Annotated in this window: 19 protein-coding genes; 9 read left to right on the top strand and 10 right to left on the bottom strand. The window is 65.0% G+C overall.

The features are described from left to right. Nucleotides 1-227 precede the first annotated feature (227 nt). Nucleotides 228-779, top strand: coding sequence for a hypothetical protein (locus Q0C64_RS10680; RefSeq protein WP_294123618.1), 552 nt, complete (start codon nt 228-230; stop codon nt 777-779). 59 nt (nt 780-838) lie between these two features. On the opposite strand, the gene grpE is transcribed toward Q0C64_RS10680, so the two are convergent. Both grpE and hrcA read right to left on the bottom strand, forming a co-directional pair. Next, nucleotides 839-1387, bottom strand: coding sequence for a nucleotide exchange factor GrpE (gene grpE / locus Q0C64_RS10675; protein WP_294123617.1), 549 nt, complete (start codon nt 1385-1387; stop codon nt 839-841). Next, complete coding sequence (gene hrcA, locus Q0C64_RS10670) at nt 1384-2415, bottom strand: heat-inducible transcriptional repressor HrcA (RefSeq protein WP_294123615.1); 1032 nt, start codon at nt 2413-2415, stop codon at nt 1384-1386. Before hrcA ends, grpE begins: the two co-directional genes overlap by 4 nt. An 81-nt stretch (nt 2416-2496) precedes the next feature. On the opposite strand from hrcA, the gene rph reads away from it, so the two are divergent. Both rph and rdgB read left to right on the top strand, forming a co-directional pair. Then, nucleotides 2497-3213: a ribonuclease PH gene (gene rph, locus Q0C64_RS10665; protein WP_294123613.1), complete on the top strand. Its 717-nt coding sequence runs from the start codon at nt 2497-2499 to the stop codon at nt 3211-3213. Then, a complete protein-coding gene (gene rdgB, locus Q0C64_RS10660) occupies nt 3210-3818 on the top strand; it encodes an RdgB/HAM1 family non-canonical purine NTP pyrophosphatase (protein ID WP_294123610.1) in 609 nt (202 codons plus the stop codon). Before rph ends, rdgB begins: the two co-directional genes overlap by 4 nt. Here rdgB and Q0C64_RS10655 read toward each other — a convergent pair. Then, entirely contained in the window at nt 3798-4400 is a 603-nt protein-coding gene (locus tag Q0C64_RS10655) for a CAP domain-containing protein (RefSeq protein ID WP_294123608.1), read from the bottom strand. The two genes, rdgB and Q0C64_RS10655, sit on opposite strands and share 21 nt — an antisense overlap. Nucleotides 4401-4484: 84 nt before the next feature. Between Q0C64_RS10655 and hemW the strand changes: the two genes are divergently transcribed. Then, the gene (hemW, locus tag Q0C64_RS10650; RefSeq protein WP_294123606.1) at nt 4485-5651 is read left to right on the top strand and encodes a radical SAM family heme chaperone HemW; all 1167 of its coding nucleotides are present in this window, start codon (nt 4485-4487) and stop codon (nt 5649-5651) included. Here the strand turns inward: hemW and Q0C64_RS10645 are convergent. Then, nucleotides 5648-6793 (bottom strand): penicillin-binding protein activator, encoded by a 1146-nt coding sequence (locus Q0C64_RS10645; RefSeq protein ID WP_294123604.1) that lies wholly within the window; start codon nt 6791-6793, stop codon nt 5648-5650. The two genes, hemW and Q0C64_RS10645, sit on opposite strands and share 4 nt — an antisense overlap. 12 nt (nt 6794-6805) lie before the next feature. Here Q0C64_RS10645 and rsmI point away from each other — a divergent pair, with 12 nt between their 5' ends. The 4 genes from rsmI to Q0C64_RS10625 are packed head-to-tail and all read left to right on the top strand — an operon-like array spanning nt 6806 to nt 9603. Then, a complete protein-coding gene (gene rsmI / locus Q0C64_RS10640) occupies nt 6806-7645 on the top strand; it encodes a 16S rRNA (cytidine(1402)-2'-O)-methyltransferase (protein WP_294123602.1) in 840 nt (279 codons plus the stop codon). Beyond that, nucleotides 7642-7992, top strand: a complete 351-nt coding sequence (locus tag Q0C64_RS10635; protein ID WP_294123601.1) for a YraN family protein — start codon at nt 7642-7644, stop codon at nt 7990-7992. Before rsmI ends, Q0C64_RS10635 begins: the two co-directional genes overlap by 4 nt. A gap of 31 nt (nt 7993-8023) precedes the next feature. Then, a complete protein-coding gene (gshB, locus tag Q0C64_RS10630; RefSeq protein ID WP_294123600.1) occupies nt 8024-8968 on the top strand; it encodes a glutathione synthase in 945 nt (314 codons plus the stop codon). Then, nucleotides 8965-9603 (top strand): DedA family protein, encoded by a 639-nt coding sequence (locus Q0C64_RS10625; RefSeq protein WP_294123598.1) that lies wholly within the window; start codon nt 8965-8967, stop codon nt 9601-9603. The genes gshB and Q0C64_RS10625 overlap by 4 nt, the downstream gene beginning before the upstream one ends. Nucleotides 9604-9730: 127 nt before the next feature. Here the strand turns inward: Q0C64_RS10625 and Q0C64_RS10620 are convergent, their stop codons facing one another. The 3 genes from Q0C64_RS10620 to fsa all read right to left on the bottom strand — a co-directional run bounded on the left by Q0C64_RS10620 (nt 9731) and on the right by fsa (nt 11922). Continuing rightward, nucleotides 9731-10612: a tyrosine recombinase XerC gene (locus Q0C64_RS10620; protein WP_294123596.1), complete on the bottom strand. Its 882-nt coding sequence runs from the start codon at nt 10610-10612 to the stop codon at nt 9731-9733. Nucleotides 10613-10644: 32 nt separating this feature from the next. Next, nucleotides 10645-11208: a DUF484 family protein gene (locus tag Q0C64_RS10615; protein WP_294123594.1), complete on the bottom strand. Its 564-nt coding sequence runs from the start codon at nt 11206-11208 to the stop codon at nt 10645-10647. Nucleotides 11209-11271: 63 nt separating this feature from the next. Further along, nucleotides 11272-11922 (bottom strand): fructose-6-phosphate aldolase, encoded by a 651-nt coding sequence (gene fsa / locus Q0C64_RS10610; protein WP_294123592.1) that lies wholly within the window; start codon nt 11920-11922, stop codon nt 11272-11274. Between the two features lie 90 nt (nt 11923-12012). On the opposite strand from fsa, the gene Q0C64_RS10605 reads away from it, so the two are divergent. Continuing rightward, nucleotides 12013-12792, top strand: coding sequence for an enoyl-CoA hydratase-related protein (locus tag Q0C64_RS10605; RefSeq protein WP_294123591.1), 780 nt, complete (start codon nt 12013-12015; stop codon nt 12790-12792). On the opposite strand, the gene Q0C64_RS10600 is transcribed toward Q0C64_RS10605, so the two are convergent. The 3 genes from Q0C64_RS10600 to Q0C64_RS10590 all read right to left on the bottom strand — a co-directional run. Further along, nucleotides 12793-13194, bottom strand: a complete 402-nt coding sequence (locus Q0C64_RS10600) for a TadE/TadG family type IV pilus assembly protein (RefSeq protein ID WP_294123589.1) — start codon at nt 13192-13194, stop codon at nt 12793-12795. It abuts the gene before it with no gap. Beyond that, nucleotides 13191-13679 carry a TadE/TadG family type IV pilus assembly protein gene (locus tag Q0C64_RS10595; RefSeq protein ID WP_294123587.1) on the bottom strand — a complete coding sequence of 163 codons (489 nt, stop codon included), beginning with the start codon at nt 13677-13679 and terminating at the stop codon, nt 13191-13193. The genes Q0C64_RS10600 and Q0C64_RS10595 overlap by 4 nt, the downstream gene beginning before the upstream one ends. Further along, nucleotides 13676-14986 (bottom strand): pilus assembly protein TadG-related protein (locus Q0C64_RS10590; RefSeq protein ID WP_294123585.1); only part of this gene is annotated, 1311 nt, incomplete at its 5' end. The genes Q0C64_RS10590 and Q0C64_RS10595, both read right to left, overlap by 4 nt.

The raw sequence follows: 14986 nt of genomic DNA, 5'->3' as shown, positions 1-14986 counted from the left end.
TCGTCGCCGCGCAGGCCCTCCAGCACGATCCTGATCTTGTCTTCGGCCGAGAAGTGCCGGCGGGTCGCCCGGCGGATGTCCTTCACCACCTGCTCGGCAGGCCTTTTGGCGCTTGAGGATTTGGCTCTCATCTTCATTCCTTCGTCACTGCGACGAGAGCCAAATCCTCCTTAAATCACAACCTTAAATCTGGGCCATAGGTGCTGACGGGGAACAATGCGGGCCAGATGGAAGCAGCTCGCCGCGAGCTTGAGAAGGCGGAAAAGGATTGGCCTCACTCAAAGGCGATCGCGGAGATTCGCTACTACTTTGATGCGCGATGGGGAGACCCGGCGAACGCGCTAAACCTCCAACGAGGAGGAGACGTTCCAACCGCGGACGAAGGCATGCAATTGTATTTGCAAGCCCGGATCAGCCCCACGCCCGCTAACATCGATGCGGTGCTGCGATTCTACCGCCTGCAGTTCGAAAAGTATCCGATGGCCTCGCCCCCCTATATCCAGGCGCTCGGCACTTTCGGACGATACGATGAGGTCTATCGCGTACTACTTGGCAAGCCTGAAGCGACCTGGGATTATGATCATTACGACTATGATTACCCATTTCGCCCGCACATGAGGCCAATGCTCGCCGACCGCCGTTTTATGGACGTGGCGAGCCGGACCGGGATGCTGACGGTCTGGCGCAAGAGCGGTGACTGGCCGGACTTCTGCAACGATCCGAAGCTTCCGTACGACTGCCAGCGGGAGGCGGCGAAATATCCTGACAAAGCGCCATAGGCTGGCCGTCACACTGGATTCGAGCAAGCGGGTTCAAGTCCGTCCAGTCGACAGGCTTGCTATCCCGCCTTGGCTACCGCCACGAGCGCAGGCCGAAGCAACCGGTCCTTGAGCATATAGCCCGACTGCATTTCCTCGACGATCGTGCCCGGCTCGGCCTTGTCGGTGGCGATTTCGATCATCGCCTGGTGCTTGTGCGGGTCGAGCGGCTGACCGATCGATTCCACCCGGACGATCCCCTGACGGGCGAACACCGCGTCCAGCTCGCGCAGCGTCGCTTCGATGCCCTCGACGAAGCTCTTGGTCTTCTCGTCCTCGCGCGCCGCCTCCGGCACATGGCTCAGCGCCCGGTCGAGGTGATCGCGCACCGCCAGCATGTCGCGGGCGAAGCCGGTCGCCGCATATGCAGATGCCTGCTGCTTCTCCGATTCCAGCCGGCGGCGCACATTCTGCGTCTCGGCATGGGCGTAAAGCACCTTGGCATTGGCTTCCTCGAGCAGCTTCTCGAGCTCTCCCACGCGGTCGTGCTCGGCCAGCTCGGGCGAGCCCGCTGCGGTCTCTTCGCGGATTTCTTCGGCTTCGTGATGCAAGTCTTTGTCTTTCGTCATCTCATATATCTCGTGAGGGCTTGCGCCGTGAAATCCACCATGGGAACGACTCGCGCATAGTTCAATCGGGTCGGTCCGATAACCCCGACAACGCCGACCACCTGCCCATCGCTCCCATGATAGGGCGCGGCGATGACGCTGGAGCCCGACAGCGCGAACATCCGGTTTTCGCTGCCGATGAAGATCCGGCACCCCTGCCCTTCGCGCGCACCCTCGAGCAGCCGGGCAATTTCCTGGCGATCCTCCAGCTCGTCGAGCAGGCGGCGGACCCGCTCCAGGTCGGCTGCGGCGCCCTCGTCGATCAGATTGGCCTGGCCGCGGACGATCAGCACCGGCCGCTGGGCATGGTCCTCGCTCCAGTCGGCGAGGCCACGCGCAACCAATTCCGCCGCTACGGCGTCGATCGCCTCGCGCCGCTCGGTGATTTCGGCGCGCAGCCGCGCTTCGGCCTCGGCCAGGGTCATGCCGCTAAGCCGCGCATTGACGAAGTTGGCGACCTCACCGAGCGCGAGCGCGCTGGTCCCGCCAGCCAACGGCACTACACGGTTCTCGACGCTGCCGTCGCTGCCGACCAGCACGGCCAGCGCACGGTCCGCCGCCAAGGGCACGAAACTCAATTGCTTGAGGCGCAGCTCGGTCTTGGGCGCCAGCACCACCCCCGCACAGGCAGAGAGGCCGGACAGCGTCGCCGTCGCCGCCTCCAGCGCTTCCTCGACCGAGCGATCCTTCAATTGCGCCTCGATCGCCGCCCGTTCGCGGGCCGGGGGCAGCGCGCTATGCATGATCCCGTCGACGAACAGGCGAAGGCCGGTCTCGGTCGGGATGCGACCCGCGGAGGTGTGCGGGTGGGTCAGGAGGCCGCGCTCCTCCAGCTCCTGCATAACGCCGCGGATCGAGGCCGGGGACAGGCTAACCGCACCGGCCAGCGCCTTCGACCCGATCGGCTGACCGCGGTCGAGATAGGCCTCAACCACCAGCCGGAAGATGTCGCGCATGCGGATTGTCAGGTCGCCGATCGGCTCGCTCATGCGGGGGATGTAGGGCGAAGCCATTTGAAAGCCAACGATTGCCGGTCTAGTGGCGTCGCTGACCATTATCAGGAGATTTGCATGCGTCCCAGCGGCCGCGCCCCCGACCAGATGCGCGAACTCAAGTTCGAGCCAGGCTTTACCCGCCATGCCGAAGGCAGCTGCCTGGTCAGCTTCGGCGATACGCGGGTGCTCGTCACCGCGTCGGTCGAAGATCGCGTCCCGCCCTTCCTGCGCGGCAAGGGCCAGGGCTGGGTCACCGCCGAATATGGCATGCTGCCCCGCGCTACCCATACGCGTGGCAACCGCGAGGCGGCCAAGGGCAAGCAATCGGGCCGGACGCAGGAAATCCAGCGGCTGATCGGCCGTTCGCTCCGCGCCGTGGTCGACCTCGCCAAGCTTGGCGAGCGGCAGGTGATCGTCGATTGCGACGTGATCCAGGCCGACGGCGGCACCCGCACCGCTTCCATCTCCGGTGCCTGGGTCGCCCTGCGCATTGCCGTCGACAAGCTGCTGGCTGCCGGCACGCTGACCGATGATCCCATCACCACGCAGGTCGCCGCCGTCAGCTGCGGCATCCACGAGGGAACCCCGGTGCTCGACCTCGATTATATCGAGGACAGTTCCGCCCATTCGGACGGCAATTTTGTCCTGACGGGGGATGGCGCAATCGTTGAAGCGCAATTGACGGCCGAAGGCGCCACCTTCGACGAGGAAGCACTGCTTCGCCTGCTGCGCCTGGCGCGGGTCGGCTGCGACGAGATTTTCAAGGCCCAGCTCAAGGCGGCAGGCAAATGAAGGCGATCGGCCCCAAGCTGGTCATCGCGACCCACAACGCCGGCAAGCTGCGCGAAATCCAGGACCTGCTGAAACCATACTCGATCGAATGCGTCGGCGCCGCCGAACTCGGCCTCCCCGAACCCGACGAGATCGGCAACACTTTCGTCGATAATGCCGAGCTGAAGGCGCGCGAAGCGGCCGATCTCAGCGGCCTGCCCGCGCTGGCCGACGACAGTGGAATTTCGGTCGATGCCTTGCATGGTTTGCCCGGCATTTTCTCTGCCCGCTGGGCCGAGGACGAGCAGGGCAACCGCGATTTCGGCCGGGCGATGGAGCGCGTCTGGAACGAGGTCGAGGCGGCCGGCGAGGAAGCCGGGCACGACGCCCATTTCGTCTGCGCGCTGGCTGTTGCCTGGCCCGACAATGGCCAGGCCGAACTATTCGAGGGCAAGGTTTATGGGACTTTGGCCTGGCCGCCGCGCGGCGACAAGGGCTTCGGCTATGACCCGATGTTCGTTCCGATCGGCCACGACCGCACATTCGGCGAATTCGATGCGGCCGAGAAGCACGCCATCAGCCACCGGGCCGAAGCGTTCAAAAAACTAGTTGCCGCCCTGGGCTAGTTCGACGCGCGGCGGCAACGCCGCCAGCGGATCGCTGCGGCCGGACGCCAAATAGAAACCGTCCTTGTTGCCGGTCGGCGCATAGCGGCAGACGAAATAATCGGTGGTCGCGCTCGACGCGAGCGCACAGCCGACCTCGGTCGTCGTCGGCCACACGATCTGCGTATAGTGCGCCACCGCGTGCCAGTCGCCGTTGACGCTATTGTCGGGAAAGGCGCCGGCGCGGAATTGCTGCGCTTCGGCCACCATCACGCCGATCATCACGTCGTAGGAAAAGACTCCTCGCTGGCCGCGCCACAGGTTCTCGCCCGATTTCTTGCGCCGGCCCGGGGTTTGGTCGTGACCATAGATGCCGGTCGCCGCCATATATTGCGCATGGGCCAGGGCTCCGGCAGCCAGCTCGTCATTCCACGCGACTGCAGGAACGCCAAATTCGGCCCGCGCCCGGTTATGGGCATTGAGCACCACATTGCGTAGCAGCGCGTCGCTACGGTCCGCCGGCGCCGGCCAGTTGGGACTGGGCAACGTCGCCGCGGCGGCCGGGGCCGCGAGGCAAATGGCAAGGGCGAGCACGCGCTTCATGGCGCGATTGTCCCCTGCCCTGGTTAACAAGCCTCTGCGTTAGCTTGGTAAATTTCCGGGAAGCCCCTATGGGCCGCCAGACCCATGGCCAGCCTCGCAATTCAGTCTGAACCGACCGTCGCCCCGTCATTGGCCCTCTACGCCCATTGGCCGTTCTGCGTCAGCAAATGCCCCTATTGCGACTTCAACAGCCACGTACGCGCTTCGATCGACCAGGATGCATGGCGTGACGCGCTACTCGCCGACCTCGCCCACGAAGCGGCGCTGCTGCCCGACCATCGGCTCGGGTCGATCTTCTTCGGGGGCGGAACGCCGTCGCTGATGGAGCCGGCGACGGTCGAGGCCATCATCGCTGCGGCCCGCACCCCCTGGCCGCAGGCCGAGGATGTCGAAATCACGCTCGAGGCCAATCCCAACAGTGCCGAGGCGGCGCGCTTCGCCGACCTCGCGCGGGCCGGCGTCAACCGCATCAGCCTTGGCCTGCAGAGCTTCGACGATCAGGCGCTCGCCTTCCTCGGCCGCGCCCATTCGGCCGACGAAGGGCTGCGCGCACTGGAGGCCGCCCAATCCGCCGTCGCCCGCGTCAGCTTCGATCTCATCTATGCCCTGCCCGGCGACACCGAAGAAAAATGGTCGGTCTCGCTCGACCGCGCCCTTTCACTCGGTACCGAGCATCTGTCGCTCTACCAACTGACCATCGAGCCCGGAACGCGCTTCGCTTCGATGGTCGCCAAACATGAATTCGAGCCGCTCGACGCCGATACTTCGGCGTCGCTGTTCGAGCTGACCCAGCAGCGCACCGCAGCTGCCGGCCGGCCGGCCTATGAAATCTCCAACCATGCCCGGCCTGGTTCGGAGAGCCGTCATAACCTGGCTTACTGGCGCTACCAGGATTACGCCGGCGTCGGCCCGGGCGCGCACGGCCGCCGGACGGGAATGCGCACCGTCCGACACAAGAAGCCGGAGAATTTCCTCTCGGCCGTCGCCCGCAACGGTCACGGCCTGGTCGAGGAAGAGGCGCTCACCCGCGACCAGGCCGCGCATGAGGCGCTGGTCATGGGCCTGCGCCTGTCCGAAGGCATCGATCCAGGCGCGCTGGCGGAACGGCTGAACGTTGACCGCCTTGTCGACGATAACGCGGTCGATCGGCTCTGCATGTTGGGCCTGCTCGAACGCCGCGGCACGCAGATCGCAACGACCGAGGCCGGTCGGCTCCTGCTCGATTCGATCCTGGCCGAAATCGCAGTCTAGAACACCGTCCCCGCCGGCGACACGACGCTGGTGTTGGCCGCATTGACCTGCCTCACCTCGAGCAATCGCTCGGCGATGCCGTCCTTGACGAAGCGGAAATTGCCGTCGACCCCTGCGAACCCGTCCTTGTCGATCAGGCTCTTGGCCGGAAAGGCCCGGCCGATCGGCCAGATGCGCGCGCTCCTCACCGCCAGCAGCACCGCGTCGTAGCCAAGGCTGGCGAGGCGATAGGGGCTCTTGCCGTACCGGGCCTTATAACGGACCACCAGCCGGTCATACTGCACGTCTGGCGCCGCCGCGTACCAGGCGCCGCGCATCGATGCCGTCTTGCCAATTTTGCGGTCGCTCGCCCACAGCTCGGTCCCGAGCTTTCGCGGACCGACCGTTAGCGCCGGGCCAGCCAGCGCCGCCATCCGGCTCGAATCGCCGATTAGCACGGCATCGACCGGCCCCTTGGCGTTGAGCCGACGCACGGCCGCTGCGAGCGAGGCGGGACTGCGGTCGAAGCTTTCGATTGAGGCGACGCGGCCGCCCGATCTGCGCACCGCGCCGATCAGGCTCTGCGCGGCACGCTGCCCGTAAAGCCCGGTTGGGACCAGCCCGCCGAAACTGTTGACACCCTTGCTGCGGGCAAAGGCGACTACCCGGCTGATCGACTGGTCGGGAGTGAATCCCATGATGTAGACGCCGTCACCCGCGACGCTTTCGTCATTGGAGAAAGCGATCACCGGGATTCCGGCCCGGCGCGCGACCGGTGCCGCCGCACGGACGTCTTCGGCCAACAGCGGCCCGAGGATCAGCCGATTCCCGTCGGCGATCGCCTGTTGCGCCGCCGCGGCCCCGCCACCCGACCGGTTGCTGTCATAAACCTGGATGCGGATCGTCTTCTCGCCGGTGTCGAGCAACGCCAGCCTGGCGGCGTTGGCGATCGAGGACCCGACCGCGCCGTCCGGCCCGGTCAACGGGACGATCACCGCAACCTCGTTGGTCTCCTGCCCCGCCGGAACGGGCGGCGGCTCGATTCCTGTCGGCTCGGTCGGACCACGCGGCCCGGTCTGGCAGGCAGCCAGAATGACAATCGTTGCCGAGACCCCGAGCAGCCATGCGCGCCGCGCTTGCCGGGAGGTGAAGTATAATGCCATGCCCGCTCCCCGATGGACCAATCGCTTCCGCCCGGACTCTATATCGTTGCGACGCCAATCGGCAATCTTGGCGACATTACGTCACGTGCAGCGCAAACGCTGCGAGGCGTCGATTATATCCTGGCGGAGGACAAAAGGGTCACCGCCAAGCTGCTGGCGCATGTCGGCGCCAAGGCGCCGATGACCGCCTATCACGACCATAGCGACGACAATCTGCGCGAAAAAATCCTGGCCGATCTCGCGACCAAGGCGGTTGCGCTTGTCAGCGACGCGGGAACGCCGCTGATTTCCGATCCGGGCTACAAGCTGGTTCGCGCCGCTCGTCAGGCAGGCCATGCCATCTACACCTTGCCCGGCCCATCCGCCGCTATTGCCGCGCTGACGCTGGCTGGCTTGCCGACCGACCGCTTCCTGTTTTTGGGCTTCCTGCCACCCAAATCCACGGCGCGCCGCGAAGCGCTCAAGGAAATCGCCAATGTTCGCGCCACCCTGGTCCTCTACGAAAGCGGCCCCCGGCTCGGCGCCTGCCTTGCCGACCTTCATGGGGTCCTGGGCGATCGTGATGCAGCGGTGGTGCGCGAGATCACCAAGCTGCACGAAGAGACCGTCTCCGGAGCGCTGACGGAGCTTGCGGAACGCTATGCCGAAGCGCCGCCGAAGGGCGAAATCGTGATCGTCGTCGGTCCGCCGCCCGAACCCGCCGAAGTGAGCGACGAGCAGCTCGACAAAACCTTGCGCGAACTATTGCAGCAGCTCTCGCCGTCGCGGGCGGCAGCCGAGGCGGCAACGCGGCTCGGCGTACCACGCAAGCGCGCATACGCCAGAGCTCTGGACCTGGCAGGAAAGGCTTGAACCGCCAGCTGGCCGAGGCGCGCGGCCGCAAGGCCGAGGCCATTGCAGCTTGGTGGCTGCGCCTCAAGGGATGGCGAATCCTCGCGCAGCGCGCCCGCGTTGCCGGCGGCGAAGTCGACCTGATCGCCCGCCGCGGGCGCACGCTGGCGTTCGTCGAGGTTAAGCAGCGCAGTAGCGAGGAAGCGGCCGCCTGGGCGCTCGACGAATATCGCCTGCGGCGCGTTGCGGTGGCCGCCGAACGGCTGGCGCCACGTTATGCCAGGGAGGGCGATGACATCCGCATCGATGCGCTGTTCATCGTGCCGGGGCGCCTGCCGCGTCACCCCGCCAATGTCTGGCACGGGTGACAAGCGGCACGGCATCGAATAGGCGGCGCGCATGACCCTTACCGTTGCCGTGCAAATGGACCCGCTGGAAAAGATCGGCATTGCCGGCGATTCCACCTTCGCGCTGATGCTGAGGGCGCAGGAGCGCGGCCACCGCCAGTTCCACTATCTGGCCCAGGATTTGAGCTATGAGGATGGCCGGGTCCGCGCCCGCGCCCGTCCGGTTACCGTCCAGCGAGTGCAGGGCAACCACTTCAGCGCCGGCGATCCCGTCGTGCTCGATTTGGCCAGCGACGTGGATGTTATCCTGATGCGGCAGGATCCGCCGTTCGACATCGGCTACATCACCGCCACTTATTTGCTCGAGCGGATCGCCAGCGAAACGCTGGTGGTCAACGATCCACGTTCGGTTCGCGACGCCCCCGAAAAGCTGTTCGTGCTCGATTTCGCCGAGTTTATGCCGCCGACGATGATCAGCCGGAATCTAGCGGAAATCCGGGAGTTTCACGCCCAGCATGGCGAGATTGTCGTCAAGCCGCTGCACGGCAAGGCCGGCGAAGGCGTCTTCCGCATCGGCCGCGACGGCACCAATTTGACGGCGCTGACGGAGCTGTTCGGCTCGATCTGGAAGGAGCCGTTCATCGCCCAGGCCTTCCTCCCCTCGGTGACCGAAGGCGACAAGCGGATCGTGCTGGTCGACGGAGAGGTCGCAGGCGCTATCAACCGCCGTCCGAAGCAGGGCGAATTCCGCTCCAACCTCGCCGCAGGCGGCACCGCCGAGCAGACCACATTGACCGACCGCGAGCACGAGATTTGCGCGGCGATCGGGCCGGAGCTTAAGCGCCGGGGGCTGCTGTTCGTCGGCATCGACGTGATTGGCGGGATGATGACCGAGATCAACGTCACTTCGCCGACCGGAATCGTCGCCATCGACCAGTTCAACGGCAGCGACACGCCGGCCCTCATCTGGGACGCCATCGAGGCCAAGATCGGATGAGCGACTGGATTGTCCGCCTGATCGAGCAGTCAGGCTATCTCGGCGTTGCCTTCCTGATGTTTTTGGAGACGGTGTTCCCGCCGATCCCGTCGGAAGTGATCATGTCGGTGGCGGGCGTCGCCGCGGGCCAGGGCAAGCTCAGCTATGCGCTGGTCGTCGCGGCGGGTACCGCCGGTGCCATGCTCGGCAATATCCTTTGGTACCTCGCAGCGCGTGCGCTTGGCATCCAGCGGCTGGAGCCGATCATTCGCCGCTGGGGCCGGTGGATCACCATGAGCTGGACCGAGGTCGAACGCGCCCAGCGCTGGTTCGACGAGCATGGCACTTTCTTCGTATTCCTCGGCCGGCTGCTGCCGACGGTCCGCAGTCTGGTGTCTGTCCCCGCCGGCCTGCTCAAGATGAGTTTCCGCCGCTTCATGCTCGCCTCCACGTTCGGCACGGCGGCATGGACGGCAATCCTCGCCGGGGCCGGATTCAAGCTTGGCGAGAATTATCGCGATGTCGACAAGGTCATCGGACCGGCTGCCAACGCCGTCCTTGTCGTGCTGGTAGTCGGTTACGTTTACCGGCTGTGGACCCACCGCAACATGCCGGTCGGCGACGATGCAACCAAACCGGACCTGACCAGCCTTTAGTTTCAGGCGGACCGCCCAGAACCAATTGATCCGAAACGGTTATTTAGCGGCGCGTTAACTGAATGGCTGCGACGTCGATGCGTCGATCGCGGCCGGTGCGCATCCCCACACGCGCAACCGGTCGCGGTCACGCCCTCGGGTGCGCGTGACGATAGACGTCGAGCAACCGCGCCGCGTCGACCTCGGTATAGATTTGGGTCGACGACAGGCTGGCATGGCCGAGCAGTTCCTGCAGCGAGCGCAGGTCCGCCCCACGCGCCAGCAAATGCGTCGCGAAGCTGTGCCGCAGCGCATGCGGCGTCAGACTATCGGGCAGGCCGAGCCGGGCCCGCGCCCCGCGCACCGCTCTTCGCACCAAATCGGCGTTGAGCGGCCCGCCCTTGGCGCCAACGAACAAGGGCGCGTCGCCAGCAAGGGAATAGGGGCAAAGCGCGACATAGGCCTCGATCGCTTCCTTCACCGCCGACACCACCGGCACGATCCGGGTCTTGCCGCGCTTGCCGGTGACCCGAATTGCCTGGCCCAGCGGCAGCACACGTGCGGTCAGCCCCATCGCCTCGGCGACGCGCAGCCCGGCTCCGTAAAGTAGCAACAGGATCGCGAGGTCGCGCGCGCCGAGCCAGTCATTGGGGGCGGCCAGCTCTGCTTCCCTCGCCAAGGCGATGGCATCGTCAGGGCTGGCCGGTCGTGGCAGGGTTCGCGGCCGCTTCGGCGCCCGGGTTTTCGGCAGCTGGGGTGCATTGCCCTGCGCTTCGGCGGCAAAAGTAAGGAAGGCGCGCACCGCCGACATTTCCCGTGCCGCCGACGATGCGCCCAGCCCCTCGCCCCGCCGATCGGCGAGAAAGGCGCGCAAGTCGGTTGCATGAACGTTGAGCAGGCTGAAGCGGCCGATTTCCTCGCCGCGATAGCGGCCAAGGAATTCGATCAGACGATGGGCAGTGGCGACATAGGCCCGGACCGTGTGCGGGCTGCGGCGGCGGTCGTTGGCGAGATATGAGGTCCAGCGCACGGCAAGCGCCCGCGCCGGATGTCCTAACTGGTCTAGCCGTTCATCAGCCACCGGCGCAGCATAGCGCTTAGACTGGCCCCAAGGAATCCCAGCAATTCGGCGCCGTGCCGATTGTCGAGACAGGCGGCGTCATTCTGGCCGAGCAGCAACAGGCCGTAGGGCAGTGGCGCCTCCGCCGGCAGGATGATCAGCGCTTCCGAGCGGATGTGCTTCGCCGCCGTGCCGAACAGCGGATGGCCGCAATCGACGGTGCGCATGGTCACCGGCTCAAGCCTGCCGATCGACCGGTCAACGATCCTTGGCTCGACCGTCCCGATATAACCGGATTCGACGCGGAAGCCCTTGCCGTCGGCCACCAACGCCAGGGCGGCATGATCAAGACCCAGCAAGCGCGGCCAGTCATGACGAACGACATCGAACAGCCCCTCCAGGCTGTCGGCTTCGATCAGCGCCAGCACTGCCGCATGGATTGCCGCGGTGGCGCCTGAATGGCCCCTTGCGAAGGCAATCAGGTCGCGATTGGCGCTGTTCACGGCACCTAGCCGGTCGCGCAGGGTCGCCACGGCGCGCTCTTCGAAAGGAATCACCCTCGACATGCCGCGATTTCTACCGCGACAGGGTTAACAATCCGCCCAATCGGGGCAGATTTTGGCCAGATCTTAGATCTTTTGGCCGGTAGCTTCCCAGTCCTTGAGGAAAGCGGCGATGCCATTGTCGGTCAGCGGATGCTTGAACAGCTGCTTGATGACCGCCGCCGGCGCGGTCATCGCATCGGCGCCGATCTTGGCCGCTTCAAGGATATGGATCGGGTTGCGCACGCTGGCGACCAGGATTTCCGTCGCAAAATCATAATTGTCGTAGATCAGGCGGATATCGGCGATCAGCTCGATCCCTGGCTGGCTGATATCGTCGAGCCGCCCAACGAACGGTGAGATGAAGCTCGCGCCCGCCTTGGCCGCCAGCAGCGCCTGGTTAGCCGAGAAGCACAGCGTTACATTGACCATCGTCCCTTCGCTGGTCAGCGATTTGCACGTTTTGAGCCCGTCGATCGTCAACGGCACCTTGACCGCGATATTGTCGGCGATATTCCTTAGGACCTCCGCCTCGCGCATCATCCCGTCATAGTCGGTTGCGACGACCTCGGCCGAAACCGGGCCCTTCACCACCCCTGCAATCTCCTTGACCACCTCCAGGAAATCGCGGCCGGATTTCTTCACCAGCGACGGGTTGGTGGTCACCCCGTCAAGCAGGCCCGTGTCCTGCAATTCGCGGATTTCAGCGATCTCGGCGGTGTCGACGAAGAATTTCATGGATATCGGTCCCTACGGCTTCCCGGAAATTTGCCTACCCCTAGCGGCTGCGTTCAATGAGGTCATCCGATTCGATCATGGGAGCGGCCAATGTCGAATGATTCGCACGTGCTGGTCGAGCATCGCCCTGACGGCGTGCTGTCGATCGTCCTGGCAAGGCCAGAGCGAAGGAACGCCATCACTGTTGCCATGTATGCCGCGCTCGCGTCCGCGATCGAGAATGCGGCCGACGATACCGCGATCCGGCTGATCACGCTCGAGGGCCAGGGCGACGACTTCACCGCCGGCAACGACCTTGCCGACTTCATCAACACCTTGCCCAAACCGGGATCTGACGAAGATATCCCGGTGTGGCGCCTGCTCCGGGCGCTGGCGAGGAACCAGGTGCCGATCATCGCCGCGGTCCACGGCAATGCCGTCGGCATCGGTACGACCATGTTGTTCCACTGCGATTTCGTGCTGGCCGAGGACGGCAGCCGCTTCGTCATGCCGTTCGTGGATTTGGGGCTGGTGCCGGAAGCGGCCAGCTCACTCTTGTTCCCGCGCCTTGCCGGCCGGCGGCGGGCCGCCCGCCACCTGCTGCTGGGTGAGCCGTTCGGCGCTTCGCAAGCGCTCGACATGGGCCTCGCCAGCCATGTCGTGCCGCAGGGTCAGCTGAAGGCCGCGCTAACCGGCCTGGTCGCGGCGTTGCTGGCCAAACCGCCCGAGGCGCTGCGCCAGACCCAGCGGCTGCTGCGCCGAGAGGACACGCAGGAAATCCTCGAGCGGATCGAGCTGGAGAACGGCCATTTCGGCGAGCGGCTTCAGTCCGAAGAGGTCAAACAGGCGATCGCCGCTTTCTTTGCGGCGAGGGCGAAATCGCCCGCCTGATCAGTCGGCGATCCACACCCGCTTGGAACGCGATACGGTGATCGTCGGCCCCGGGAACAGCAGCATGTCGGTCGGCTGCGTATAGGTGACCTTGAGGTCGAGATAATTCGCGCCGTCGGCGGTCCCCGAAACAGGCGTCGGGATGGTGAAAGTCCCTGGCCCGATGCCGTAAACCGCATCGTTGATCGATGCCAGGATCGCGGTATTGGACGGCTTGGGGAACAGGGTTGCGGTGCGCGCGCCCTGGCCCAACCCGTGCTGGATGCCCGACATGGCGCGGAACACCAGGCCGGCCTGGACGATCATCCACATCATGAGGACCAGCGCCGGGAGCGCAAAGGCGGTCTCGATCACGGCAGCGCCACGATCGTTGCGGCGGAGTTTGGCGAGCAGGCGCGTCATTCGGTCCTCATCCCGGCGGTGGCCTGGAGGTGATAGGTGCCATCGTCATTGAGGCCGGCGAAATGCAGCGCGAACATCGGCTGATAATTGTCGCGGACCACGACCTGGATCCAGCGCGATTCGGTCTCGCCGTCGGGGCAATCGGCATCGGCGGTGACCGTGCCGTTGCACTCCAGCCGGTGCGTCACGGTGACATTGGCGGTGGTGATCGGCGCCGTCTTGCAGGTGCCGTTCTCGTTGGTGCCATTATACTGGCACACTGCCTCGGTGGCGATCGTCTGCTCGACGGTCAGCTCGCCGGTGGTCTGCATGACCTTTTCGATCGAGCGCTGCGCGGCCTGCTCCAGTTGCAGCTTTTTGCCGAATGCGTTGGACATGTCGATCGCGCCAACCGACATCAGCGCCAGGATCGGTGCCACGAACGCAAATTCGATCAGCACGGCGCCGCTGTTGTCGCGGCGAAGTCGTTGCAGCATCCTGATCATGCCACCAACCTCACGCGAAGCGGCGCATTGATCGCCTGAATGCCGGTACCCGGGCAATTCTTGGTGAAATTGTTGAGACCCGAATTGCCCGACCAATAGAGCCGCTTAGAGACGAACTGGGTGCAGGTTGCGGTGCCCGTGCCGGTACCGTTGTAGGTGACCTGCTGGCTCGGGAAATAGACGACGCCCGTGATCTTGTTGGTCGAGTTGCCGTTGATCTTGTTGGGACTGTTGGAGCTGATGTTGCCGGTGGGCGAATTGTCGACCGCGCGACGATCCTGGTAGATGCCCATGCCGGCCCATTTGCCGGTCGTCGGCGCGACAACATTCATCTGGCCGCTGGCGTTCATGTCCAGGGTACCGATGGGGGCGCTCGCCGACGTATCCTTATTGGTGATGATCAGCGTCACGCCGATGAGACGCATCGTGCCCTGGATGTTTACGCCGCCACCACTAACGATGAGCTTGTCGCCGCCGTTCACGTTGGAGAACGTAACCGACCTGTTGGACTGCACACTGATCGAACTATAGCATTTGTCGGCGGGGATGGTTTGCCCGCTATTGCCGCCGTTAATGGTCAGCGCGGGTGGGTTTGCCGGGCAGCTATCGAAATCATGATCGGCTGCCGTCGGATTGAGATCCGCATAGGGATCGTCGAGCTGCGGCGAGTAAGGCTGGTAGCTCCCCACGGTCCAGGTATTCGATTGCTGGATGCCGCCCGACGCGGCAATCGTCGTCGCCGTCACGCTGGCGCTGCCCTGGCCGGCCGCGGCGTTGGTCGCGGTTGAATTGGTCATCATGCCGCAATCCATGACGATCGAGTTGTTGCCGGTCGCCTGGATGCCGGTTTTGCTGTTGGCTTGCAGGCTGAGGACGCAGAAATCGCCCGAGTTTTGCACGCCGGCCGCCTGGGCAGTCGCCTGGATCACCGGCGCAGCCGAAAGAAACATCGAGCTGAATGACAGATTCTTTTGAACGGCCAGCACTACGCGGACCTGGTTCTTGTTGTTGCCGGCGTTGGCCGGGAACGTCACTACCGGATAGCCCGGCTGCAGCGACATGACCGTATGCTGGTTCAGCGTCAGGTCGTGATCTACCGCGGTTGCCGTGTTGCTTGTGGCGCCATCAGCCGCAAACCGATCGTAAACGCCGGCGATGGCCGCGGAATCGGCCGCGCGCTGCAGCTGACGCTTCCACAGGGCCCACTGGATTGTATCGGTCGCGAGGCCCGCCGAGCCGACCAGCAACGGCAGCGCGGCGGCGGCAATCACCACCATGTTGCCCCGCTCGTTGTTCCACAGCTTGCT

The sequence above is a fragment of the Sphingomonas sp. genome (assembly GCF_023266535.1).
Classification (GTDB): domain Bacteria; phylum Pseudomonadota; class Alphaproteobacteria; order Sphingomonadales; family Sphingomonadaceae; genus Sphingomicrobium.
This window is presented reverse-complemented; position numbering and strand designations above follow the sequence as displayed.

Coding starts and splice junctions, on each gene's coding strand:
- Q0C64_RS10680 (WP_294123618.1), top strand. CDS start 228: ATGGAAGCAGCTCGCCGCGAGCTTGAGAAGGCGGAAAAGGATTGGCCT.
- grpE (WP_294123617.1), bottom strand. CDS start 1,387: ATGACGAAAGACAAAGACTTGCATCACGAAGCCGAAGAAATCCGCGAA.
- hrcA (WP_294123615.1), bottom strand. CDS start 2,415: ATGAGCGAGCCGATCGGCGACCTGACAATCCGCATGCGCGACATCTTC.
- rph (WP_294123613.1), top strand. CDS start 2,497: ATGCGTCCCAGCGGCCGCGCCCCCGACCAGATGCGCGAACTCAAGTTC.
- rdgB (WP_294123610.1), top strand. CDS start 3,210: ATGAAGGCGATCGGCCCCAAGCTGGTCATCGCGACCCACAACGCCGGC.
- Q0C64_RS10655 (WP_294123608.1), bottom strand. CDS start 4,400: ATGAAGCGCGTGCTCGCCCTTGCCATTTGCCTCGCGGCCCCGGCCGCC.
- hemW (WP_294123606.1), top strand. CDS start 4,485: ATGGCCAGCCTCGCAATTCAGTCTGAACCGACCGTCGCCCCGTCATTG.
- Q0C64_RS10645 (WP_294123604.1), bottom strand. CDS start 6,793: ATGGCATTATACTTCACCTCCCGGCAAGCGCGGCGCGCATGGCTGCTC.
- rsmI (WP_294123602.1), top strand. CDS start 6,806: ATGGACCAATCGCTTCCGCCCGGACTCTATATCGTTGCGACGCCAATC.
- gshB (WP_294123600.1), top strand. CDS start 8,024: ATGACCCTTACCGTTGCCGTGCAAATGGACCCGCTGGAAAAGATCGGC.
- Q0C64_RS10625 (WP_294123598.1), top strand. CDS start 8,965: ATGAGCGACTGGATTGTCCGCCTGATCGAGCAGTCAGGCTATCTCGGC.
- Q0C64_RS10615 (WP_294123594.1), bottom strand. CDS start 11,208: ATGTCGAGGGTGATTCCTTTCGAAGAGCGCGCCGTGGCGACCCTGCGC.
- fsa (WP_294123592.1), bottom strand. CDS start 11,922: ATGAAATTCTTCGTCGACACCGCCGAGATCGCTGAAATCCGCGAATTG.
- Q0C64_RS10605 (WP_294123591.1), top strand. CDS start 12,013: ATGTCGAATGATTCGCACGTGCTGGTCGAGCATCGCCCTGACGGCGTG.
- Q0C64_RS10600 (WP_294123589.1), bottom strand. CDS start 13,194: ATGACGCGCCTGCTCGCCAAACTCCGCCGCAACGATCGTGGCGCTGCC.
- Q0C64_RS10595 (WP_294123587.1), bottom strand. CDS start 13,679: ATGATCAGGATGCTGCAACGACTTCGCCGCGACAACAGCGGCGCCGTG.